Source organism: Alcaligenes sp. CHO6 (assembly GCF_037120595.1).
GTDB lineage: Bacteria > Pseudomonadota > Gammaproteobacteria > Burkholderiales > Burkholderiaceae_B > Alcaligenes > Alcaligenes ammonioxydans.
This window is the reverse complement of sequence record NZ_JBANCI010000002.1, coordinates 275066-297698: the sequence shown is the minus strand read 5'-3', so window position 1 is coordinate 297698 and position 22633 is coordinate 275066. Positions and strand designations below refer to the sequence as shown.

General features: G+C 58.9%; 15 protein-coding genes and 1 other RNA gene. 14 read left to right on the top strand and 2 right to left on the bottom strand.

The genetic code is table 11. From position 1 onward, the window contains the following. The first annotated feature begins 86 nt into the window (after positions 1 to 86). From V6936_RS09325 to V6936_RS09285, 9 genes are all read left to right on the top strand, one after another. Positions 87 to 2735, top strand: a complete 2649-nt coding sequence (locus V6936_RS09325; protein ID WP_336579772.1) for a hypothetical protein — start codon at positions 87 to 89, stop codon at positions 2733 to 2735. Next, positions 2735 to 6160: a UvrD-helicase domain-containing protein gene (locus tag V6936_RS09320; RefSeq protein WP_336579771.1), complete on the top strand. Its 3426-nt coding sequence runs from the start codon at positions 2735 to 2737 to the stop codon at positions 6158 to 6160. Before V6936_RS09325 ends, V6936_RS09320 begins: the two co-directional genes overlap by 1 nt. A 16-nt stretch (positions 6161 to 6176) precedes the next feature. Then, an RNA gene (gene ffs, locus V6936_RS09315) (signal recognition particle sRNA small type) lies at positions 6177 to 6274 on the top strand. A 115-nt stretch (positions 6275 to 6389) separates the two neighbouring features. Further along, positions 6390 to 8759: a DNA polymerase III subunit gamma/tau gene (gene dnaX / locus V6936_RS09310; protein WP_131071349.1), complete on the top strand. Its 2370-nt coding sequence runs from the start codon at positions 6390 to 6392 to the stop codon at positions 8757 to 8759. A gap of 41 nt (positions 8760 to 8800) precedes the next feature. Beyond that, complete coding sequence (locus tag V6936_RS09305; RefSeq protein WP_003803398.1) at positions 8801 to 9127, top strand: YbaB/EbfC family nucleoid-associated protein; 327 nt, start codon at positions 8801 to 8803, stop codon at positions 9125 to 9127. Next, positions 9127 to 9738: a recombination mediator RecR gene (gene recR / locus V6936_RS09300; protein ID WP_240209016.1), complete on the top strand. Its 612-nt coding sequence runs from the start codon at positions 9127 to 9129 to the stop codon at positions 9736 to 9738. The genes V6936_RS09305 and recR overlap by 1 nt, the downstream gene beginning before the upstream one ends. Positions 9739 to 9841: 103 nt before the next feature. Then, positions 9842 to 10882, top strand: a complete 1041-nt coding sequence (locus tag V6936_RS09295) for an ABC transporter substrate-binding protein (protein WP_131071350.1) — start codon at positions 9842 to 9844, stop codon at positions 10880 to 10882. Next, positions 10875 to 11681, top strand: a complete 807-nt coding sequence (locus tag V6936_RS09290) for an ABC transporter ATP-binding protein (RefSeq protein ID WP_059318716.1) — start codon at positions 10875 to 10877, stop codon at positions 11679 to 11681. Before V6936_RS09295 ends, V6936_RS09290 begins: the two co-directional genes overlap by 8 nt. A gap of 1 nt (position 11682) precedes the next feature. Further along, complete coding sequence (locus V6936_RS09285) at positions 11683 to 12477, top strand: ABC transporter permease (protein WP_003803390.1); 795 nt, start codon at positions 11683 to 11685, stop codon at positions 12475 to 12477. Between the two features lie 144 nt (positions 12478 to 12621). Here the strand turns inward: V6936_RS09285 and tal are convergent, their stop codons facing one another. Beyond that, on the bottom strand, positions 12622 to 13584 hold the full coding sequence (gene tal / locus V6936_RS09280; RefSeq protein WP_039943728.1) for a transaldolase: 963 nt from the start codon (positions 13582 to 13584) through the stop codon (positions 12622 to 12624). 169 nt (positions 13585 to 13753) lie between these two features. On the opposite strand from tal, the gene carA reads away from it, so the two are divergent. The 4 genes from carA (at position 13754) to V6936_RS09260 (ending at position 19993) form a co-directional block, all read left to right on the top strand. Beyond that, positions 13754 to 14917 (top strand): glutamine-hydrolyzing carbamoyl-phosphate synthase small subunit, encoded by a 1164-nt coding sequence (gene carA, locus V6936_RS09275; protein ID WP_039943727.1) that lies wholly within the window; start codon positions 13754 to 13756, stop codon positions 14915 to 14917. Between the two features lie 8 nt (positions 14918 to 14925). After that, a complete protein-coding gene (carB, locus tag V6936_RS09270) occupies positions 14926 to 18168 on the top strand; it encodes a carbamoyl-phosphate synthase large subunit (protein ID WP_003803383.1) in 3243 nt (1080 codons plus the stop codon). A gap of 140 nt (positions 18169 to 18308) precedes the next feature. Continuing rightward, positions 18309 to 19205 carry a lipid A hydroxylase LpxO gene (gene lpxO, locus V6936_RS09265; RefSeq protein ID WP_059318718.1) on the top strand — a complete coding sequence of 299 codons (897 nt, stop codon included), beginning with the start codon at positions 18309 to 18311 and terminating at the stop codon, positions 19203 to 19205. A gap of 17 nt (positions 19206 to 19222) precedes the next feature. After that, complete coding sequence (locus tag V6936_RS09260; protein WP_059318719.1) at positions 19223 to 19993, top strand: SDR family oxidoreductase; 771 nt, start codon at positions 19223 to 19225, stop codon at positions 19991 to 19993. Positions 19994 to 20041: 48 nt separating this feature from the next. On the opposite strand, the gene V6936_RS09255 is transcribed toward V6936_RS09260, so the two are convergent. Next, positions 20042 to 20680 carry a histidine phosphatase family protein gene (locus V6936_RS09255; RefSeq protein ID WP_003803376.1) on the bottom strand — a complete coding sequence of 213 codons (639 nt, stop codon included), beginning with the start codon at positions 20678 to 20680 and terminating at the stop codon, positions 20042 to 20044. A 320-nt stretch (positions 20681 to 21000) separates the two neighbouring features. Here V6936_RS09255 and V6936_RS09250 point away from each other — a divergent pair, with 320 nt between their 5' ends. After that, entirely contained in the window at positions 21001 to 22326 is a 1326-nt protein-coding gene (locus V6936_RS09250) for a solute carrier family 23 protein (RefSeq protein ID WP_003803372.1), read from the top strand. Positions 22327 to 22633 lie beyond the last annotated feature (307 nt).

Below are 22633 nucleotides of genomic sequence, written 5' to 3'. Positions count from 1 at the left end.
ACAAACAAGTGATAGAGCGTCGGTACAATGGCCCGGTCAGCACTGCTTGCTGTTCTGTTTTCTTGCAACCTTAACTGGTTTTTTCTATGTACGACACCCCTGCCGTTTCCCTGGCTCATTTGCAGACGCTTAACAGTGCGCAGACGATTGTTTTGACGGTGAACAAGCGTTATGCGCGTCGCCTGCTCGGGCACCTGTCGGCTCGTCTGGCCAGTGCCGGGGGAACAGTGGCGGTACCGGAAATTGTGCCCCTGGGCGCCTGGCTGGCACAGGCCAGTGATCAGCTGTGTTTTTCCGAACAGTGGCAGCCTGCGGCGCACCAGATGGATCGCTTCGCTGCCTTGCAGCGATGGGAGCACAGCATCGAGCAGTGCGAGGAAGAGGGCTATTTTCTGGATGTGGGCCAGGCAGCGCGGCTGGCGTGCGAGGCCGACACCTTGCTGGATGAATGGAATATCGAGCTCAAGCCCGGCGAAGCCAGTGTGGACTTCGAACGCTTCATGCAGTGGCGCGCTCACTATCGGCAAAGCCTGGCGCAGGCGGATCTGGATGACGCCAATCTGGCTGCGCAACGCGTCTTGGCCGCCGTGCAGGCCGGCGCCTTGCATATTCGTCATCGCCATATGGTGCTGCACGGTTTTCACGAGTACTCGCCGCGTCTGCAAAGTCTGTTGAGCGGTTTGCAGCAATTGGGGGTCGAGATTTTGCGCCTGGAGCATGAAGAGCCTGTGGCCACGGAGGTCCATCGGGTGCAGGCGCAGGATGCGGATACCGAATGGCGTCTGGCGGTCCAGTGGGCGCGGCGCCAATTGGACGAGGACCCCAGTCGCACCGTGGCGATTGTGGCAGCGCAGCTGGAAACACAATTGCCACTGGTGCACAGGCTCTTGCGGCAGGCCATGCACACGGATCAGGGGGCCTTGCCCTATAACGTGGCCGCGGCCCGCTCCCTGGCCGATTGGCCGGTGGTGGCCGCGGCCCTGGCCTGGCTGCAAGCCTTGTTTACCCTGGCGACCCGGGGACAGGCGGAACCGGCGCTGCTCGGACAGGCGTTGCGTCTGGGCGCCTGTCAGGCGGAACAGTCCGAAGCGGGTGGCCGCGCCCGTATTGACAAGGCGTGGCGTGACAATCGCATCACCCAGGTCAGTCGCACAGAGTTCGCTGACATGCTCAGCTTCCACACGCCCGAGCTGGCCCTGGCCTGGAACCGGGCCATGGATCGCTTTGCAGCGGTGTCCAGCGGCGCTCAAGGAGTGGATGCCTGGGCCTCAATCATGCGTCAGTGTTTGGAAGCCCTGGGCTTTCCAGGAACCTCGATGCTGGATAGTGCTCAGTTCCAGACCTTGGAGGCTCTGGAGGCCTTGCTGCTGCAACTGGCGCAACAGGCACCTGTCCTGGGGCGTGTCAGTCCTCTGAAGGCGCAAAGCACGCTGGCCCGTATGGCCCGGGAAAATTTGTTTCAGCCGCAGCGCGACCCGCGCTCCCGACTGGACGTACTGGGTTTTCTGGAAGCAGAGGGCGGGCGTTGGGACGCCGTGTGGGTGCTGGGCCTGACCGACGATATTTTGCCTGCCGCCGTCAAACCGAATCCCTTGATTCCGGCTCAGGTTCTGCGTCGTGTACAAGCCCCCCGCAGTACGCCCGAGCGTGAGCTGGAGTGGGCTCGCTGGATATTGAGTGCATTGCTGCGCTGCGGAAAACAGGTGTTGTTAAGTGCCCCTTTGCATCAAGGTGAGCAGGCGCTGCGGCCCAGCCCCTTGATTATGCAGTGGCCCGTGCTGGACATGCCCTGGGCGGTGCAGGCAGGGTCCGCAGCCGCTCAAGAAGCGCTGCTCGACGAACAGGGGCCAGGCCTGCAACAGGAAGAACGCATACGGGGCGGGATCAGTGTGTTGGATACGCAGGCCCGCAATCCCTTATGGGCGTTTGTGAAGTTCCGTCTGCATGGACAGGCACTGCCGGATTACGCCCGTGTGGGCGATATGAATACACGCGGCATGTTTCTGCACCGTGCCGTTGAATTGTTTTGGCTGCGCGTGAAAGATCAGGACTGTTTGCATGAACTGATGGGTGGGGGTTCACTGCAGGACGTGGTGCAATCGTGCATCGATCAGGCCGCCCAGGAAGAACTGGCAGATTACGGTCCGGTACTGCGCAGTCTGGAGATGGAGCGCGGCCGTGCAGTCTTGTGCGAGTACGCGCATCAGGAAGCTCAGCGCCCCCCATTTGCGTTGGGCGCGACGGAGCACGAGTTGCGGTGGAGTCGGGGTCTGCTGAGCCTGAACCTGCGTCTGGACCGTCTGGATGATCTGGTCGGGGGTGAGCAGTTGCTGCTGGATTACAAAACCGGCATAGGCGAGCTGAGGCCGGACAAGGACTGGCTGCGGCCCAGACCAGTGAATCTGCAATTGCCGTTTTATGCCGCGGCTCTGCAAGACGAGGGGCGCACGGTCAGTGGGCTGGCTTTTGTGCGTCTGCACGCTCGTCAGGTAGGCTTGAGCGGCTTGGCTGCGCCCGGCATGGATATTGACGGCCTGACCGAACTGGAAAGCGCGCAGCAATGGACGGCGCAGATTGCACAGTGGAAGCAGGCGGTCGAAGGACTGGCTGATGAGTTCCTGCAAGGGCAGGCTGCCAATCGAATCTGGAACCGCAACGATTTGCTGTATTGCGATGTTCTGCCTTTTTTACGCTTGTTTCAGGAAGACCTCCAGGATAATGGAGGCGAGGTGTGATGCTGACAGTCCCTAGCGATAGTGCCGCCCGAGCCCGGGCCCTGGACCCCGACTCCTCTTTTCTGGTGCAGGCCCCGGCCGGTTCGGGCAAGACGGAGTTGCTGACCGACCGGATTCTGGCTTTGCTGGCGCGTGTGCAGCGGCCAGAAGAAATCGTGGCGATTACCTTTACCCGCAAAGCCGCTGCTGAAATGCATGCGCGCGTGCTGGAGAAGCTGGCCGCAGCCCATCAGGAACGACCGTCCGAGCCCTACCGGGTACGCAGTTGGGAACTGGCGCGTGCCGCCATGCAGCGCAATCAGGAGCAGCAATGGGATTTGCTCGCGTATCCGGCGCGTTTAAGCATTCGCACCATCGACTCTCTGTGTGCTCATCTGGTGCGCGCCATGCCCTGGATTACGGGGCTGGGCGGCGTGCCGGCCATCACGGACAAGGCCCAAGAGCATTACGAAGCAGCCGCCTGGGCCACGCTTGAAATGGCTGAGAGCGTGCCCAGCGTGGCCCGTTTCCTGGAACATATGGATGTGAATCTGCTGCAGGCGCAAGCCTTGTTGGCGAGCATGTTGGCCAGCCGGGATCAGTGGCTGCCGGCCGTAGGGCAGGGTGGCGATGTGGCCTTTTTGCAGGACAGCTTGCGCGAAGTGGTGGAGCAGCAGTTGCAGCAGTTAAGCGACGCTTTGCCGCCGGGCTGGGCGCAGACACTGGCACCTGTGGCCTGCTTTGCAGCCTCGAATCTGGAGGCGGGCGATGTGTTGGCCCTGGCCGATTGGCAAGGCGATCCGCTGGCCCCGGTCATGGAGGACGTGCCGCGCTGGCGGGGATTGGCTGCCTTGTTGCTGACCGAGACGGGGAGCTTGCGCAAAAGCCTGACAGTGCGCAACGGCTTCCCACCCAAAACCGCACAAAAAGAAATCCTGACGGAATGGTTGGGCAATTGTCTGGGCACCGAACCCTGGATAGCCCGTTTGGCCAGTGCGCGGCTTTTGCCCGAACAGTATTCTGCTCAACAGCAAGAGGTTCTTGCCAATCTGATACAGGTCCTGTGGTTGGCTGCGGCGCAGTTGAAACTGCGTTTTGCGGAAAAAGCTGAGGTCGATTTCACCGAAATTGCGCAACGTGCCTTGCAAGCCTTGGGCGACGCCGACGAGCCGGGCGAGCTGCTGTTGCGGATGGACCGATCCATACGTCATTTGCTGGTGGACGAGTTTCAGGACACCAGCCAGTCCCAGGTACAGTTGCTGGAGCGTCTGACCAGTGGCTGGGAGCCGGGCGACGGACGCAGCCTGTTTCTGGTGGGCGATCCCATGCAGTCCATTTACCGTTTCCGCAAAGCGGAAGTCGGTTTGTTCCTGCAAGTCTGGCAAGCTCGACGACTGGGCGAGGTTGAGCTGGAACCACTGAATCTGAGCAACAACTTCCGTTCGCATCCGCGCTTGGTGGAATGGGTGAACCAGGTGGGGGCGCAACTGTTTCCGGCTCGCCCCGACCCGGATTTGGGGATGGTCACTTACGAACACTCGACGGCTTTCAAACCTGATATACCCGAGTGGGCTGTGCATTTTCACCCCTGCTGGCACTTTCGCGTTGCGCGGGGTGAGGATGCCATGCCGTCTCAGCAGGCGGCTCAAGAGCGTGCGGTACAAGAGGCCGTTCAGTGTGCCGCGCAGGCCCTGGAACGCTACCAGGATAGCGAGCATCCGGTGGCCATTTTGGTGCGGGCACGCTCACATTTGCACGGCCTGGTGCGCAAGCTGGGGGAGCAGGGCATTCCCTGTCGTGCCGTGGAGCTGGAGCCTTTGCAACAGCGCCCCGTGGTGGCGGACCTGGTGCAATTGGTGCGTGCCTTGGCACATCCGGCCGATCGCCTGGCCTGGCTATCCGTCTTGCGCTCGCCGCTGATCGGCTTGCGTCTGGAGAGTTTGCATCGCCTGTGTGCGCTGTATCCCACGCAGACCTTGGCAGAGCTGAGTTCTGGCCTCAGTGCCTGCCCCGTCATGCACGGTGAGCTCCAGCAGGCCCAGGCGCAAACGGGTCGACAGGAGCTCTCATCTGACGGCGGTAACGCTGTTACTGCCCGCCCGGAGCGTTTTTCTCATCCTTCACGTTTTCAGGACTGGGACGCGGGTGAGCGTGCGCGTCTTTTATTTGCCTGCCAGATCTTGCTGGACAGGGGCAATCGCAGTGGCTTGATGCCCTTTGCGGCTTGGGTGCAGGAATGCTGGACGCGTCTGGGCGGGCCGCAAGTCTATCCAAGTCTGGCCGATCAGGCCGACGCTGAGCAAGTGTTGCGTTTGCTGGAAGAGCTGTGCCCTTATGGCCCGCCCGATCAGCAGCAGTTTCAGGCCCGTGTCGAGTCGTTGTACGCCACCCCACAAGGCACGGGTAAGGCAGTGGAGGTGATGACGATTCACAAATCCAAGGGTCTGGAGTTTGAAACGGTGATCTTGTTTGGGCTGCACAAGCAGTCGGCCAACGATTCCGAACCCTTGATTCGCCTCGAACACAGTGCCGACCGTCTGATCTTGGGGCCTATCAGCCACAAGGGCAGCGAGCAGCGCGATCCCGTGTCTCAATTTCTGGCCGCGCGAGAGCGTATACGGGCCGAGCAGGAAAGTCATCGCCTCCTGTATGTGGCGCTGACACGCGCCCGTCAAGAGCTGCATTTATTTGGTGAGCTGAGCATTACCCAGGACAAGGGGCTGCGTGAACCGGATGGCCGCTCTTTGCTCAGTCGCCTCTGGCCTGTGCTGCAGCAGCCGCAGGCTCCTGTGTGGCAAGCCGAGCAGGGCAGTCAGCACGAGGAGCCCGGGCAAGGCCCTGCTGCACTCTTGCAGCGTGTGGTGAGCCTGCCCGCCGCGCCGCCCGAGCAGTTGCAGACTGCCAGTTCGTCATATCAAAGCTGGCAGTGGTCTCTGGATACGACTCATGAAAAAGCCATTGGTACGGTTGCCCACGACTGGCTGGAAAAGCTGGGCCGTGAAGGTCTGGACCCGTGGCCGGTAGAACGTTTGCAGCAAAGCCGCACAGTGATGCGTCGGCAGTTGTTGCGGGCCGGGGTGCCTTCGACCTATCTGGATGAGGCTGCCCAATCTCTGTTTGAAGCGATTATCGCAACGGTACAAACCGAGCGTGGCCGCTGGTTGCTGGGTGTCAGCCGGGCTTACCGGGAATGGTCCTTGCTGGACGTCAGTGGCCGGGTGTCGATTATCGACTTGGCCATCTCGCAGGAGGATCACTGGCTGGTGGTGGATTACAAGACCGGGCGACCTGCCGAGCATGAAAGCCTGGACGATTTCAAGGCCCGGATGCTGGATCGCTATGCACCACAATTGCAGCGTTATTGCGAACAGGTGCAGGCCCTGGACGGGCGTCCCGCGCAGGCTGCGCTTTATTTCCCGCGGGTTGATCTGTGGCTGCCATATTAATGCTACACTACTTGTCGGCGGGCCCCTCCGCATGGTTCGGCGGTGAATCTGGTCAGGTCGGGAACGAAGCAGCCACAGCCGTGCAGAATCAGTGCCGGAGTCAGGCTCGCCACTTCATTTGCTTGTCGGGTTACACGCGCCCGGTCTATCTGCTTCCCTTCAGCACCGAATCCGGTACACTTTTCCTTTCGCTTATTTGTATTGATGGTTCACGCCGTCCGGAATTCGCATGACCTATCTCGTTCTGGCCCGCAAGTGGCGCCCTCGTTCCTTTGACACCCTGGTGGGTCAGGACCACGTGGTGCGCGCCTTGACCCATGCCCTGGATACCCAGCGCCTGCACCACGCCTGGCTGTTTACGGGCACACGCGGTGTGGGCAAGACCACCTTGTCGCGCATTCTGGCCAAGTCGCTCAATTGCGAAACCGGCATTACCTCCAAGCCTTGCGGCGTGTGCCGCGCTTGTACCGAGATTGATGCTGGCCGCTTTATTGATTACGTGGAGCTGGATGCGGCGTCCAACCGGGGCGTGGAAGAGATGACCCAGTTGCTGGAGCAGGCGGTCTACGCCCCCAGCTCGGGTCGTTACAAGGTCTACATGATTGACGAAGTTCACATGCTGACCGGGCACGCCTTTAACGCCATGCTCAAGACGCTGGAAGAACCACCTGCGCACGTCAAGTTCATTCTGGCCACGACGGACCCACAAAAAATTCCGGTCACGGTCTTGTCGCGCTGTTTGCAATTTAATCTGAAGCAGATGACCGTGCCTGCGATTGTGGGGCATTTGCAGGACATTCTGACTCAAGAGGGCATGCAGTTCGAGCTGCCTGCCTTGCGTTTGCTGGCTCAGGCTGCCGATGGGTCCATGCGCGATGCCTTGTCGCTCAGTGATCAGGCCATTGCCTACAGTGCAGGCGACCTTAGCGCTCAGGCTGTACAAGCCATGTTGGGCACGATTGATCAACGCCATCTGGCGCAATTGTTGCAAGCGCTGATTGCTTACGATGCGCAGGCCATCCTGGCTGTGGCCGATGATCTGGCATTGCGTGGTTTGTCGTATGCCGGGGCTCTGGCTGATCTGGCTACCTTGTTGTCCCGTATCGCCATCGAGCAGCGCATCCCCGGTACCATTTCTGATGATGACCCCTTGGCAGAAGCCGTGCGGCAATTGGCGCCCATGCTCTCGCCCGATCATGTGCAGCTGTTTTATTCGGTCGCCGTGCACAGCCGTCAGGAATTGTCCCTCGCTCCGGATGAGTACGCCGGTTTTGTGATGGCGTGTCTGCGCATGCTGGCCCTGTTGCCCGAGCCTGTGTCGGCGCATGTGCCTCCCCCGGCAGGGCCGTCCGGTGAGGGGGCTGTTGCGAGCCAGGCTACTTCTGTTTCTGAAACGGGGCCGTCCGCTTCAGGGATGGAGACAGCTTCGGCTGTCTCTGGCGCGGTGGCCGTTTCTGCTGCGTCGGTACAGCAAGCCACGCAAGGCCTTCAGACAGAAACGCAAACGGCACGAACGACCCATACGTCCGCCGATTCCCAGGCGCGGTCTCATCAACCACAGGTGTCGGCTTCTGCCGGAACTCCTGCTGCTGATCCCGTCAGTGCTCACGCGGCTCAGTCTGCTCCCGTCGCAGAATCGGTTTCTGCAGACGACGATTTCGTACCGGCTTGGGAGGAGATGCCCGGGTCTGCAGCAGCAATGGCCTCTCAGGATTCGGGACTGTCCGCCGCGCAGGATGCTGGTGCTGACGAACAAGGGGTGACCAATCAGCCGTCATCCGTTGCGAGCGTCGCGGTAGGTGGTAGTGCAGAGGAGTCCGCCTCCGCCGTGTCAGCTTCCACCGCCCCTGAACCGGGTATATCAGTTCAAACAGAGTCCGACGCCGGGCCCTCCAAGGTCCCCGGCAAGAGCGGCGCTCAAGCTTTGATGTCATCGCAGGCGGCCGCCCATGTGCAAGCTGTGGCACAGCCCCCCGCGCCGGCGTCCTCCCTGCAGGACGGTCTGCAAGAGCCCGCCTGGTTGTCCGAGGGCATGGACGAAGAATTCGAGAATTATCAGCCGTTGGATATGGACGCGGCTCTTGCCGAAGAAGAGGGCGATGTGCCTTCGGTGTCCATGTCTGATCGCTTCATGCCGGATACCGAGCTGGGCCTGCCGGTGCCGCACAGTGGCTCGGACAGCCCGCGCGCGGTCCGTTTGGGCGGCATGAAACCGGAAACCTGGCCCGACGTGGCAACCAGCTTGCCCTTGAGTGGCTGGGCTGCCGAGCTTGCCCGTCAAAGCGAATGGCTGGGGGTGAAAGGGCAGGAAATCCACTTGCGTGCCAAAATCAAGGCCACTGAAGGCAGCCAGGGCAAGGCGCGTTTGCGCACAGTATTGTCGGAATACTTTTCCCAGTCCATTCAGTTGGTGATCGAATACGGGGATACGGGCGATGCGACCGCGCATGCCGTTGAGCAGGCCAAGCTGGCCGAGCGCCAGCGACAGGCCGAAGAGCAGGTTGCCCGGGACCCCTTTGTCTTGAGCCTGATCCAGGACTTTGATGCCAGTGTCAAAGCCGGATCGATCAAGGCCACTCCTTTGGTTCGGGCCGCCTGAAAGGCCCCTTGTCAATTTCTATCAATCAGGAAAACCAAACCATGATGAAAGGTCAGATTGCCGGCTTGATGCGCCAGGCGCAGCAAATGCAGGAAAACATGAAAAAGGCCCAGGAAGCCTTGGCCGATATCGAGGTCGAGGGCGTTTCCGGGGGTGGTCTGGTCAAGGTCACCATGAACTGCCGCCATGATGTACGCCGTGTCTCCATTGATCCCAGCCTGCTGGAAGACGATAAAGAGATGCTGGAGGATTTGATTGCTGCTGCCTTTAACGATGCACAGCGCAAAGCCGAGGCCACCTCGCAGGAAAAAATGGCGGGCGTGACCGCTGGCCTGCCACTGCCTCCCGGTATGAAGTTTCCGTTCTGATGAACGAACCGCAGATCGCAGAGCCCGAACCTCTTCGGGCTCTGATCCAGGCTCTGCGTCGGCTACCCGGTGTGGGCGAGCGTAGCGCTCGCCGCATGGCCTACCATTTGTTGCAACACGATCTGGTAGGTGCCGACCAATTGAGCCGTGCGCTTGAACATGCCACGACAGCACTGCAGCACTGCCAGCGCTGCAATGGTTTCACCGTCCAGCCCATTTGTGAGACCTGTGCCAATCCCCGCCGTGATCCGGCGTTGTTGTGTGTGGTGGAGACCCCTGCCGATCAAAACATGATCGAGGCTACGCATGGCTATCGAGGCCTTTACTATGTCCTGATGGGGCGCTTGACGCCGCTGGAAGGCATAGGCCCGGACGCCTTGCAATTTGACCGCTTGCTAGAGCGAGCCGGTGATGGCCTGGTGCAGGAAGTGATACTAGCGACCAATTTCACCGCAGAGGGCGAAACCACTGCCCACCATCTGGCGGAGATGCTGACCAGCCAAGGTTTGAAAGTGACTCGTCTGGCCCGCGGTGTGCCAGCCGGAAGCGAGCTGGAATATGTGGACCCCAGCACCATTGCCTGGGCCTTGATGGAGCGTCGCGCCACTTGAACAGGTTTGACCGCGTAGCGGACAAGGGGGGTATCCCCCTTTTGTTTTTAGTATAAGTATCAAGCCTAAATAGTTAATGACCAACAACAAGAAGGGGATTGCCATGAAACTGACACGTCGTCATGCACTCAAACTGGTTGGAGCATCGGGGCTGGCCCTGTCGTTGCCGACGCTGGCCCGTGCACAGGAAGTGGAAAAAAAGAACATCACGATTGCCGTCGGTGGCAAGGCGCTGATTTATTACCTGCCTTTGTCCATTGCCGAGATCAATGGCTACTTCGAGGACGAAGGCCTTAAAGTCAAAGTGGCAGACTTTGCGGGTGGCTCCAAGGCTCTGCAGGCCGTAGTGGGCGGCAGTGCAGATGTGGTGTCTGGTGCGTTTGAACACACCATCAATCTGCAGTCCAAAGGCCAGTTCTACCGTGCCTTTGTGCAGCAGGGGCGCGCTCCCGCCATTGTTCTGGCTGTATCCAACAAAACGATGCCAGACTATAAGTCGCCGGCTGATTTGAAGGGCAAGAAAATCGGTGTCACCGCGCCGGGCTCCTCGACCAATATGATGGTCAATTTTTATCTGGAGCAAAACGGACTTAAGCCCTCGGATGTGTCCTTTATCGGTGTGGGCGCTGGCGCCGGTGCCGTTACCGCCATGCGTACGGGTCAGATCGATGCCATGGCCAATCTGGACCCCGTCATCGGCACCTTGCTCAAGGAAAACGAAGTGCGTGTCATCGCTGACACCCGTACCGTTGCCGATACCAAGGCCATTTTTGGCGGCAATATGCCCTCGGCCTGCTTGTACGCGTCGGAAGACTTCATCACTCAGAACCCGAAAACGGCCCAGGCTCTGGCCAATGCCATCGTGCGCGCCGACAAGTGGATCCAGGCCAATGATGCCGAAACCATTGCCAAGACGGTGCCCGCCTCCTATCTGTTGGGTGATGTGGAGCTGTACAAGCAGTGTCTGGATGCCAATAAGGAATCCCTCTCGCCCGATGGCCTGGTCGATGAAGACGGTCCTTCCACCGCCTTGAAGGCCCTGGCTGCGTTCGTGCCGAATCTGGACCCCGCCAAGATCGATATCAGCAAGATCTACACCAACGAATTTGCTGACAATGCCAACAAGAAGTACCCCAATGTCTGAAGCAGCACTTTCTTTAGAGAACATCAGCTGTGTGTTTGCATCCCGTGATGGCAAAGGTACATACACGGCTGTTCGTGACGCCAGCCTGAGCATTGCTCCAGGCGAGTTTGTCTCGGTGGTAGGCCCAACGGGCTGCGGCAAGTCCACGCTCCTGAACGTAGGGGCGGGCTTGCTGAGCCCTTCGTCGGGCGAAGTGCGCGTGTTCGGTAAACCTTTGCAAGGGGTGAATGAGCGTGCGGGCTATATGTTTCAGGGCGAAGCGCTGATGCCCTGGCGCAGTGCCGAGTCCAACGTAATGGCCGGACTGGAATTTGCCGGTGTTCCGCAAGATGAGGCCCGCGACCGTGCTCAGGTCTGGCTCAAGCGAGTGGGGCTGGGTGGCTTTGGTGATCGCTACCCGCATCAGATGTCCGGTGGTATGCGCAAACGCGTCATGCTGGCCCAGACCCTGATTCGGGACCCCGATATCATTTTGATGGACGAGCCGTTTTCGGCGCTCGACATCCAAACCCGCCAACTGATGGAAAACGAAGTGCTGGAGATCTGGATGGCGCAGCGTAAAGCGGTGCTGTTCATCACTCACGATCTGGACGAAGCCATTGCCATGAGTGATCGTGTGGTGGTGTTGTCGGCCGGGCCGGGCACGCATCCCATTGGCGAATTCCATGTCGATCTCCCACGTCCGCGTGACGTGGCCGAAGTGCGCAATGACCCCCGCTTTGTCGAATTGCATGCGGCGATCTGGGCCGTCTTGCGCGATGAGGTTCTCAAGGGTTATGCCCAGCAAAAGCGTGCCTGATATGTCTAAATCCTTTACTCGATCCAAGCTGGCCCTGCGCGCTTGGCAAATCTCACTGCTCATCGTTATTTTGTTGGCCTGGCATTTTCTGACGCTGGACCCCAAAGTTGCGTTTTTCTTTGGTCAGCCACTGGAAGTGGTCAAGGTGATCTGGGCCTGGTTTGTCACCAACGGTGATATTTACCTGCACCTGGGCGTGACCTTGAGCGAAACCCTGCTGGCTTTTGCCATTGGCACGATTGCCGGCCTGGCATGCGGCTTGTGGCTGGGTCTGTCACCCCGTGCAGCAGCCTTGCTGGACCCCTACCTGACGGCTGCCAACTCCATGCCGCGCGTCATTCTGGCGCCGATTTTTGGCATGTGGTTCGGTCTGGGGATCTGGTCCAAAGTGGCTCTGGCGGTGACGCTGGTGTTCTTCATCGTGTTCTTCAACGTGTACCAGGGTGTGCGTGAAGTCAGCTCCACGCTGCTGGACAATGCCCGCATGCTGGGTGCCAGCCGTCGTCAGTTGCTGCGCCACGTCTATATTCCTTCGGCTACCAGCTGGGTGTTTTCCAGCTTGCACACCTCGGTCGGTCTGGCTTTTGTGGGGGCTGTGGTGGGTGAGTACCTGGGTTCAGCCAGTGGGGTCGGCTATCTGATCCTGCAGGCAGAGGGCACACTGGATGTGAATACGGTGTTTGCCGGTATTGTGGTGCTGACCGTTTTCGCGCTGATTCTGGATGGGCTGGTCAGCGTGTTTGAGGATCGCCTGCTGGCCTGGCGGCCTCAGGGTGGTGGCACAGAAAAGCTCTGAGCGTTATGTTGCCCGTCCCTTGATGGATGTGGCGCTCCGCAAAAAACGGCTCCTGAATCAGGAGCCGTTTTTTTATCAAGGAGCCAGGCCGGCAAGTTGGCCAGGTCGATCAGACCGCCTGTATCCGGATGTCAGGCTGAGCAGTCAGGTCCGCTGGCGCGCCTGCTGAATCAGGCTGTCGAGTTTGATGCCATCGGCAGTGAACTGGCGGATCCCTTCCGCCAGCTTTTCAGTGGCCATGGCATCCTGGTTCAATTCCGTGCGGAAGGCAATTTCGTTGCTGGCACGCCATTCGGGGGCCACCGCCTTGGCACGTGCCACATCCAGTACGGCAGGAACCTCGCCTTGAGCCGCATCGAGCTGACCCAGCAGCTCGGGGCTGATGGTCAGCAGGTCGCAGCCGGCCAATGCCTTGATCTGGCCGACGTTGCGAAAGCTGGCTCCCATGATTTCCGTGGGGATATCGTAGGTTTTATAGTATTCGTAGATGCCGCGCACTGAGCGTACGCCAGGGTCGTTTTCGCCTTGGTTGGCGCTTTCGTCCCAGTCCGGGCCGGCGGCTTTCTTGAACCAGTCGTAGATACGGCCCACAAAAGGCGAGATCAGGGTGACTTTGGCCTGGGCGCAGGCAATGGCTTGCGGCAGGCAGAACAAAAGAGTCAGGTTGCAGTGGATGCCTTCGGCCTGAAGCGCGCGGGCGGCCTGAATGCCTTCCCAGGTACTGGCCAGCTTGATCAGCACCCGTTCGCGCGGCACACCGGCTTTTTCGTACAGCTGAATGATGTGACGGGCGCGCTCGACACTGGCCAGGGCATCGAAAGACAGACGGGCATCGACTTCGGTGGAAACACGACCGGGCACAATGTCCAGAATCTGACGACCAAAGGCAACCAGCAGCAGATCGCTGGTTTCAGCCAGACTGGCGTGGGGGTGGTCGGCGATGACGCGCTCGAGCAAAGGGCGGTAGGTCGCCTGCTGGACCGCCTTCAGAATCAGGGAAGGGTTGGTGGTCGCATCGGTGGGGCGATAGGCACGCATCGCCTCAAAATCGCCGGTATCGGCCACTACGGTTGTGCACTGGCGCAGAGAGTCAAGCTGAGTAGTCATGTCTGTTACTAGTCCATCGCAAAGCCATCAAACCAATCAACTACTGTAGTCGATTTTCCATGTTTTCGTGCCTGGTTTCAGCGTTATTACCGATAAACTACCGGAAAAACTTGGTTTGAGCATATAATTAGAAGGTTTAATATTAATTTCAGAATCCGGGGTTTTTAACGTGCTGCCGTCTTTATTTCCTGAGGAGTCCCGCACTATCACTAGTGCCGTCCTAGCCCTGGCGGATGGAACCCTATTCAAAGGGGTGTCAATCGGTGCCGAGGGGCACTGTGTTGCTGAGATCGTTTTCAATACAGCCATGACGGGCTATCAGGAAATCCTGACAGACCCAAGCTACAGCGGTCAAATTGTTACGCTTACCTATCCGCACATCGGTAATACCGGTGTCAATCCCGAGGACTCCGAATCCACCAAAGCCCATGCTGCCGGGCTTGTTATTCGCGATTGTCCCGCCCGCCTGTCCAACTTCCGCTCCACCCAGTCCTTGCCCGACTACCTGAAAGCTCAGGGCGTTGTAGCCATCTCCGGTATCGATACCCGCAAGCTGACCCGCATCCTGCGCGAGAAAGGCTCCATGGGTGCCTGCATCCTGGTCGGTGACGATACCGAGCGCGCTTTGGAACTGGCTCGTTCTTTCCCTGGCCTGAAAGGTCAGGATCTGGCCAAGGTTGTGTCCACGGACAAGCCCTACAACTGGACTGAAGGTTCCTGGGAACTGGGCCAGGGTTTCTCCAAGCCTGAAGGCAGCCGCTTTCACGTCGTGGCGTACGACTTCGGCGTCAAGGCCAACATCCTGCGCCTGATGGCCGACCGTGGCTGCAAAGTGACGGTAGTGCCTGCCCAGACTCCCCTGGCCGACGTATTGGCGTACGAACCCGATGGCGTGTTCCTGTCCAACGGCCCGGGCGACCCAGAGCCTTGTGATTACGCAATCGAAGCGTGCAAGGGCCTGCTGGAGCGCAAGTTGCCTGTGTTTGGTATTTGCCTGGGTCATCAGATCCTGGGTCTGGCCGTCGGTGCCCAGACCTTGAAGATGAAAAACGGCCACCACGGTGCCAACCATCCTGTGCAGGAGCTAGCCAGCGGCCGCGTGTTCATCACCAGCCAGAACCACGGTTTTGCGGTGGATGCCACTACGCTGCCTGCCAATGCCAAGGTCACGCACATCTCTTTGTTCGACCAGAGCCTGCAAGGTTTCGAGTTGACGGATCGCCCCGCGTTTTGCTTCCAGGGTCACCCTGAAGCCACTCCCGGCCCGCGCGATATTGCCTCGCTGTTCGACAAATTCATCAGCCTGATGGCTGCTCACCAGGCCAATAAATAAATCGCACTATGCCAAAGCGTTCAGACTTAAAAAGCATTCTTATCATTGGCGCCGGCCCGATCATCATTGGTCAGGCCTGCGAATTCGACTACTCGGGCGCCCAGGCGTGTAAGGCCCTGAAGGCCGAGGGTTACCGGACCGTGCTGGTCAACAGCAACCCGGCCACCATCATGACGGACCCGGATACGGCCGACGTCACCTACATCGAGCCCATCACCTGGCAAGCGGTAGAGAAGATCATTGAAAAAGAGCGTCCCGATGCGCTCTTGCCCACCATGGGCGGTCAGACTGCGCTGAACTGCGCCCTGGACCTGGCCAAACATGGTGTGTTGGAAAAATTCGGTGTCGAGCTGATCGGCGCCAATGCCGCTGCAATCGAAAAAGCCGAAGACCGCCTGAAATTCAAGGACGCCATGACCTCCATCGGTCTGGAGTCCGCCAAGTCCGGTGTGGCTCACAGCATGGACGAGGCCTGGGCGGTGCAAAAGCGCATTGCCGAGGAAATCGGTACCGCCGGCTTCCCCGTGGTCATTCGCCCCAGCTTCACGCTGGGCGGCACCGGCGGGGGCATTGCCTATAACCCTGAAGAATTTGAAACGATCTGCCGTCGTGGTCTGGAAGCGTCGCCTACCAAGGAACTGCTGATTGAAGAATCCCTGCTGGGCTGGAAAGAGTTTGAAATGGAAGTGGTGCGTGACCGCGCCGACAACTGCATCATTGTGTGCTCCATTGAAAACCTGGACCCCATGGGTGTTCACACCGGCGACTCCATCACGGTGGCGCCTGCCCAAACCCTGACCGACCGCGAATACCAGATCATGCGGAATGCATCGATCGCTGTGTTGCGTGAAATCGGTGTGGATACCGGTGGCTCGAACGTGCAGTTTGCGGTGAACCCCGATAACGGCCGCATGATCGTGATCGAGATGAATCCGCGCGTGTCCCGCTCTTCGGCGCTGGCTTCCAAGGCAACCGGTTTCCCGATTGCCAAGATCGCTGCGCGTCTGGCGGTGGGTTACACCCTGGACGAGTTGCTGAACGAAATCACCGGCGGTGCTACCCCTGCGTCGTTCGAGCCAACCATCGACTACGTGGTTACCAAAGTGCCACGTTTCGCCTTCGAGAAATTCCCTCAGGCCGACTCGCGTCTGACCACTCAGATGAAGTCCGTGGGTGAAGTGATGGCCATTGGCCGCACGTTCCAGGAATCCTTCCAGAAAGCCCTGCGTGGCCTGGAAGTGGGTGTGGATGGCCTGAACCAGAAAACCACCGACCGCGAAAAACTGCAGGTCGAATTGGGCGAGCCTGGTCCAGAGCGTATCTGGTATGTGGGCGATGCTTTCGCTCAAGGTCTGAGCCTGGACGAGGTTCACAACCTCACCAAGATCGACCCCTGGTTCCTGGCCCAGATCAAAGAGATCGTGGACATCGAACTGGCGCTGGAACAAAAGACGCTGGCCGATCTGGACCGCGAGACGCTGTTCGGTCTGAAGCGCCGTGGTTTCTCCGACCGTCGTCTGGCCTTCCTGCTCGATACGGTGGAATCGGAAGTGCGCAAGTTGCGTCACCAGTTGAATGTGCGTCCTGTCTACAAGCGTGTGGACACCTGCGCGGCTGAATTTGCCACCGACACGGCCTATATGTACTCCACCTACGAGGAAGAGTGCGAGTCCAATCCGTCGGACAAGAAGAAGATCATTGTTCTGGGTGGCGGACCCAACCGTATTGGTCAGGGTATTGAGTTTGACTACTGCTGCGTGCATGCCGCCCTGGCTTTGCGCGAAGATGGTTACGAAACCATCATGGTCAACTGCAACCCCGAAACCGTTTCCACCGACTACGACACGTCCGACCGTCTGTACTTCGAGCCTCTGACGCTGGAGGACGTGCTGGAAATCGTTCACATCGAAAAACCGGTCGGCACCATTGTTCAGTACGGTGGTCAGACTCCCCTGAAGCTGGCGCGTGCGCTGGAGGCCAACGGCGTGCCCATTATCGGCACCAGCCCTGAATCCATTGACGTGGCCGAAGACCGTGAGCGCTTCCAAAAGCTCTTGAACAAGCTGGGCCTGCGTCAACCGCCAAACCGTACCGCCCGCACTGAAGGCGAAGCGATCGCTCTGGCGGCCGAGATCGGTTATCCGTTGGTGGTGCGCCCAAGCTACGTTCTGGGTGGCCGTGCCATGGAAATCGTGCACGAGCAGCAAGACCTGGAGCGCTACATGCGCGAAGCGGTCAAGGTCAGCAATGACTCGCCCGTGCTGCTGGATCACTTCCTGAACAATGCCACTGAAGTGGACGTGGACTGTCTGGCTGACGGCGAGCGCGTCTTTGTGGGCGGGGTGATGCAACACATTGAGCAGGCAGGTGTCCACTCCGGCGACTCTGCTTGCAGCTTGCCCCCATATTCGCTCAGCGATGAAACCGTTGCAGAAATCAAGCGCCAGACTGCCTTGATGGCCAAGGCCCTGAATGTGAAGGGCTTGATGAACGTGCAGTTCGCCATTCAGGACGGCGACGTCTACGTGCTGGAAGTGAACCCGCGTGCCTCGCGTACCGTGCCGTTCGTGTCCAAGGCTACCGGCTTGCAACTGGCCAAGATCGCAGCTCGTGCCATGGCCGGTCAGACGCTGGCCGAGCAGGGTATTACCGAAGAAATCACGCCTCCTTACTACAGTGTGAAAGAAGCGGTATTCCCCTTCGTGAAGTTCCCTGGCGTGGACACTATTCTGGGACCTGAAATGAAGTCCACCGGCGAAGTCATGGGGGTTGGTACCTCCTTTGCCGAGGCCTTTGTGAAGTCGCAGATGGCAGCCAGCGTGAATCTGCCTGACGGCGGTCTGGCGTTCATCAGTGTGCGCGCTCAGGACAAACCGCAAGCGGTTGAAGTGGCTCGCGGCTTGATCTCACTGGGCTTCAAGGTGGTGGCGACCCGTGGTACGGCCAGCGCCATCGAACAGGCTGGTCTGGCGGTTCAGGTGGTGAACAAGGTCACCGAGGGTCGTCCGCACATTGTGGATATGATCAAGAACGGGGAAGTTTCCCTGGTCATCAATACGGTTGAAGAGCGACGCAACGCCATTGTTGATTCGCGTACAATCCGTACACATGCCTTGGCTGCCAACCTGGCTTACTACACCACCATCGCGGGGGCTGTAGCGGCTGTGCAAGGCCTGCAGTATCTGCGTCATGGCGATGGCTTGAAGGTTTACGCGGTTCAAGAGCTGCACGCTCTGCTCGCGAAGCACTAAGTCGCTCCATGCTGGAAAGGCGCACCCTGGCGGTGCGCCTTTTTTGTTCTTGCCTCAGACAAGACCCGACCGTCGTCGTGTGACTGCACGCAGACTGCTTTAAGCCGGGCGTGGAAGTTTTCTTCTTTGGAGATCGTGTCGTGAAATGGTTCATTCTTGCCTTATTCATTGTGTGTACGATTGTCGTGCACTTCAGGGGTCGAGTCAGGCACCGCTTTTCCCGGCAGTTGCTGGACCATTCCACTTTCACGGCGCCGTTGAATGTGTTCATGTATGGCTTTTCGGCGGTACCGAATCAGCCCTATCTGGACCTGAAACATTTCCCGGAACTTAACAAACTGCTGGAACACTGCGATGAGATTCGCGCCGAGGCCCAGCACTTGTTTGGCGAAGGCCACATCAAGGCCTCGGACAAGTACAACGATGCAGGCTTTAACTCTTTTTTCAAAACCGGCTGGACGCGCTTTTACCTGAAGTGGTATGACGCCGATCATCCCTCGGCGCGCGAGCTGTGCCCGGTAACCACCAGCTTGCTCAAGGATATTCCCTCGATCAAGGCGGCCATGTTTACTTCTTTGCCGCCGGGCGCGCGCTTGCCGCGACACCGGGACCCCTACGCCGGTTCCTTGCGTTTTCACATGGGCTTGATGACACCCAATAGTCCTGACTGCTACATCGATGTGGATGGCCAGACCTATTATTGGCGTGATGGTGAAGCCGTCGTTTTTGATGAAACCTTTATTCATTACGCAGAGAACAAGACGGATCAGAACCGCATTATCCTGTTTGCCGATATTGAACGCCCCATGCGTTATCGCTGGGCACAGGCGGTCAATCACGCGGTAGGCGGGTTTTTGCTGCGTGCGGCGGCTGCCCCGAATCAGGAAGGCGACCGCACCGGCGGGATCAACCGCATCTTTGGCACGGTCTATGCGGTTCGTCGCTTTGGCAAGGCCATCAAGAAGAAAAACGAAACCCTGTACTACGTGCTCAAGTGGTTGCTGGTACTGGGCATTGCTGCCTTGATCTTCCTGTAAAGCGCGGGTACAGCCTTATGCAGACGGTCTTTATCACGGGTGCCAGCAGCGGTTTGGGTAAAGCGCTGGCGCAGGAGTACGCGGCTCAAGGCGCTTGCCTGGGTTTGCTCGGGCGGCGGCAGGAAGCACTCCAGGCGCTGGCTGACAGCCTGCCGGGCGAACATCGTATTTATGTTGCCGATGTCCGCGACAGGGAGGCTTTGCATCAGGCTGCCCAGGACTTTTTGCAGTTCACGGGCCAGAGAATTGACGTGGTTATTGCCAGTGCGGGGATCAGTGCGGGGACTTTGACGGAAGAAACGGAAGACTTTGCCGTATTCAAGGCCATTGTGGAGACAAATCTGCTGGCGATGGTGGCAACCTTTGAACCGTTTATCAGCACCATGAAAACGGCAGGCAAGGGCTCATTGGTCGGTATTGCCAGCGTGGCAGGTATTCGTGGGTTGCCCGGTGCGGGTGCGTACAGCAGCTCCAAGGCTGCGGTTATCGCTTATTGCGAAAGCTTGCGTCTGGAGTTGTCGCCTTACGGCGTGTCCGTCGTGACAATTACGCCTGGTTATATCCGCACGGCCATGACGGCCCATAATCCTTACGCCATGCCTTTCTTGATGCCGGCCCAAGACTTTGCCCGCAAAGCCCGCAGGACCATTGAGCAGGGTGTTTCCTACCGGGTTATTCCTTGGCAAATGGGGATTGTGTCGCGGCTGATGCGTCTTTTGCCTGACTGGCTCTACGACCGTCTTGCGCGCGGGGCTCCTCGCAAGCCACGGCTGAACAACAAGGCCTGATCACCTTCCTCTGGCTGCTGCCTGGCGCTACCGAGGCCTGGTGGGGGCTCAGGCCTGCTCGTCCAGCGCCGTATTCAGATGAGGCAGTTGCCCCCATTGCGTGCAGGTCCAGTTCAGGTCCTCATCAATATTGAAGAAGTTCAAACTGGTATTCAGAATGGCATGAGTGCGTTTGGCATTGAGTGCCTGTTGGTTCAGTTTTCGCCAGACCATATCAATGACGCCACCATGGGCGAAGACCAGCAGGTTCTTGCCGGCATGTGTCTGGGACAGCGTCTCAAAGCAGTCCAAAACCCGGGTTTGAAACTGGCGCAGTGATTCGCCGCCTTCTACCGCATAATCAATATCAACCGTGTCGTCGGGCTGGTCGGGACCATGTCGGCCTGCCGCATCCCAGGCCTGACCTTCCAGTTTGCCAAAGCCACGCTCGCGCAATCCGGGCAGCCGCTCAATGGCGATGTCCCAGTGCTGACAGGCTATCTCGGCGGTTTCCCAGGCGCGTTGCAGATCACTGCTGATGACGGCGTCCACGGACTGTTGAAATGCCGGAGAGCTCAGGTAACTGTGCAGGGCCCGGGCCTGCTCCCGCCCGGTCTCGTTCAGGGCGATATCCTGCCAGCCCTGTAAGCGACGTACAGCGTTCCAGGCGGTTTCACCGTGGCGGATCAGACAAATAGACGTACTCATGCTTGCGGCCATTATTCAGGTAGGGAATCTGACTGCCAAAGGCAGGCTGATTCGCTATTGTAACGGGCCGGTCAAGCACAAGCAGATAGAGAGGGTATATACCGCATATAGCCTGAGGATGGAGGCAGAAACCGTGGTGAAACCTGCTTCTGCTTGGTCCAACATGGTGTTTATCGCGTGCAGCCTTATTTTCAGGTGCCTTGTTGGGTCTTTCACGTTTAAAATCATGCCTCAATGAATCCGCCGGTGCTTCTGGAAGCGCTGGTGCGAGCGTAGGCCGAATTCAGCGGTATTTCTTTATTCCTTTTCTGGAACCCTCTATGTCTCAGTCTTACTTTCCGCGTTGGCGCCGTGTGTCCGGCAGCGAACCGGGTGCGGTTGTGCAACCTGACGAGTGTCTGGCAACGCCGCAAAACATTGCGATGGGCGCCCAGCACGTGGTGGCCATGTTCGGTTCCACCATTCTGGCCCCCTTGTTGATGGGCTTTGATCCCAACTTGGCTATTTTGATGTCGGGTATTGGCACCCTGATCTTTTTCGTGTTTGTAGGTGGCCGCGTCCCCAGTTACCTTGGGTCCAGTTTTGCGTTTATTGGTGGGGTGATTGCGGTGACCGGTTATGCCGGTAGCGGTCCCAATCCCAATATTGGTGTGGCTCTCGGGGCCATTATCATCTGCGGTCTGGTCTATACGCTGATCGGTGCGCTGGTCTGGGTATTTAATGCGCGCACTCACGGTGGCGCGGCACGTCTGATCAACCAGTGGATGCCGCCAGTGGTTACCGGCTCCATTGTGGCCGTGATTGGCCTGAATCTGGCACCCATTGCTGCCAAGGGCGCCATGGGTGCCGGTACTTTTGATTCCCTTATGGCTTTGATGACGGTGCTGTGTGTAGGCGGGATTGCCGTCTATACGCGGGGTGTGGCTCAGCGCCTGTTGATTCTGGTGGGTCTGCTTCTGGCCTGCGTGCTGTATTGGCTGTTCACCAACGTGATGGGCTACGGCACCCCGATCAATTTCGCGCCGGTTGCCCAGGCGGCCTGGTTGGGCCTGCCCACCTTCTCCACGCCCGTATTTCAGGCGCACGCCATGACCGTGATTGTGCCGGTGGCCATTATTCTGGTGGCCGAGAACCTGGGTCACATCAAAGCCGTGAGTGCCATGACGGGCCAGGATCTGGACGGTTATCTGGGGCGAGCTTTTGTGGGAGATGGGGTGGCCACTATGCTGTCCGGCTCGGTAGGGGGAACCGGAGTCACCACGTACGCTGAAAATATTGGTGTCATGGCGGCCACGCGCATTTACTCGACGCTGGTATTTGCCTTTGCCGCGGTGATTGCGATTTTTCTGGGCTTCTCGCCCAAATTCGGTGCTGTCATTCAATCCATTCCCGGTCCGGTGCTGGGGGGCATGTCCATCGTCGTGTTTGGTCTGATTGCGATTGCCGGTGCCCGTATCTGGGTGGTGAACCAGGTGGACTTCAGCGATAACCGCAACCTGCTGGTCGCCGCGGTCACGCTCATCCTGGGGGCCGGTAACTTCTCCTTGCAGTTTGGTGTGATCCGGCTCGATGGGATCGGCTGTGCCACCTTTGGCGCCATTTTGCTCCACGCCTTGTTGCGAGGTTCTGGCCGAAACAAGGGCTAGTCGCCCGTAGAGCCAATCCCTTTTGCTGTGGCCCTCAGCGGCCCGGCAAACTCCCTGACCGGTGAGATGGCCAGCCTTCCCGCTTCTCAGACCTCTGTTTTTTTACACAGGGGTTAGAGGGGCTTGCTATTTTCAGGCAGTTTGCCGACAATAGATCTCACACCCCGGTTCTTCGCGGGGTTTTTTTCTGCCGCGGAAGTTCTCCGTGATGGAAAAGCCTTATTGGGGCAGTCGGCAGCTTAAGGCCTGGGCAGTGTGTTTGATGTACGCTGCACGGTCGGCAGGTCTTTCAGGTCAGCCGATCCGG

Excerpts from the sequence above, each read along its gene's own strand:
- V6936_RS09325 (WP_336579772.1), top strand. The coding sequence starts at position 87 with ATGTACGACACCCCTGCCGTTTCCCTGGCTCATTTGCAGACGCTTAAC.
- V6936_RS09305 (WP_003803398.1), top strand. The coding sequence starts at position 8,801 with ATGATGAAAGGTCAGATTGCCGGCTTGATGCGCCAGGCGCAGCAAATG.
- V6936_RS09295 (WP_131071350.1), top strand. The coding sequence starts at position 9,842 with ATGAAACTGACACGTCGTCATGCACTCAAACTGGTTGGAGCATCGGGG.
- V6936_RS09320 (WP_336579771.1), top strand. The coding sequence starts at position 2,735 with ATGCTGACAGTCCCTAGCGATAGTGCCGCCCGAGCCCGGGCCCTGGAC.
- dnaX (WP_131071349.1), top strand. The coding sequence starts at position 6,390 with ATGACCTATCTCGTTCTGGCCCGCAAGTGGCGCCCTCGTTCCTTTGAC.
- tal (WP_039943728.1), bottom strand. The coding sequence starts at position 13,584 with ATGACTACTCAGCTTGACTCTCTGCGCCAGTGCACAACCGTAGTGGCC.
- V6936_RS09250 (WP_003803372.1), top strand. The coding sequence starts at position 21,001 with ATGTCTCAGTCTTACTTTCCGCGTTGGCGCCGTGTGTCCGGCAGCGAA.
- carB (WP_003803383.1), top strand. The coding sequence starts at position 14,926 with ATGCCAAAGCGTTCAGACTTAAAAAGCATTCTTATCATTGGCGCCGGC.
- V6936_RS09290 (WP_059318716.1), top strand. The coding sequence starts at position 10,875 with ATGTCTGAAGCAGCACTTTCTTTAGAGAACATCAGCTGTGTGTTTGCA.
- recR (WP_240209016.1), top strand. The coding sequence starts at position 9,127 with ATGAACGAACCGCAGATCGCAGAGCCCGAACCTCTTCGGGCTCTGATC.
- V6936_RS09260 (WP_059318719.1), top strand. The coding sequence starts at position 19,223 with ATGCAGACGGTCTTTATCACGGGTGCCAGCAGCGGTTTGGGTAAAGCG.
- V6936_RS09255 (WP_003803376.1), bottom strand. The coding sequence starts at position 20,680 with ATGAGTACGTCTATTTGTCTGATCCGCCACGGTGAAACCGCCTGGAAC.
- V6936_RS09285 (WP_003803390.1), top strand. The coding sequence starts at position 11,683 with ATGTCTAAATCCTTTACTCGATCCAAGCTGGCCCTGCGCGCTTGGCAA.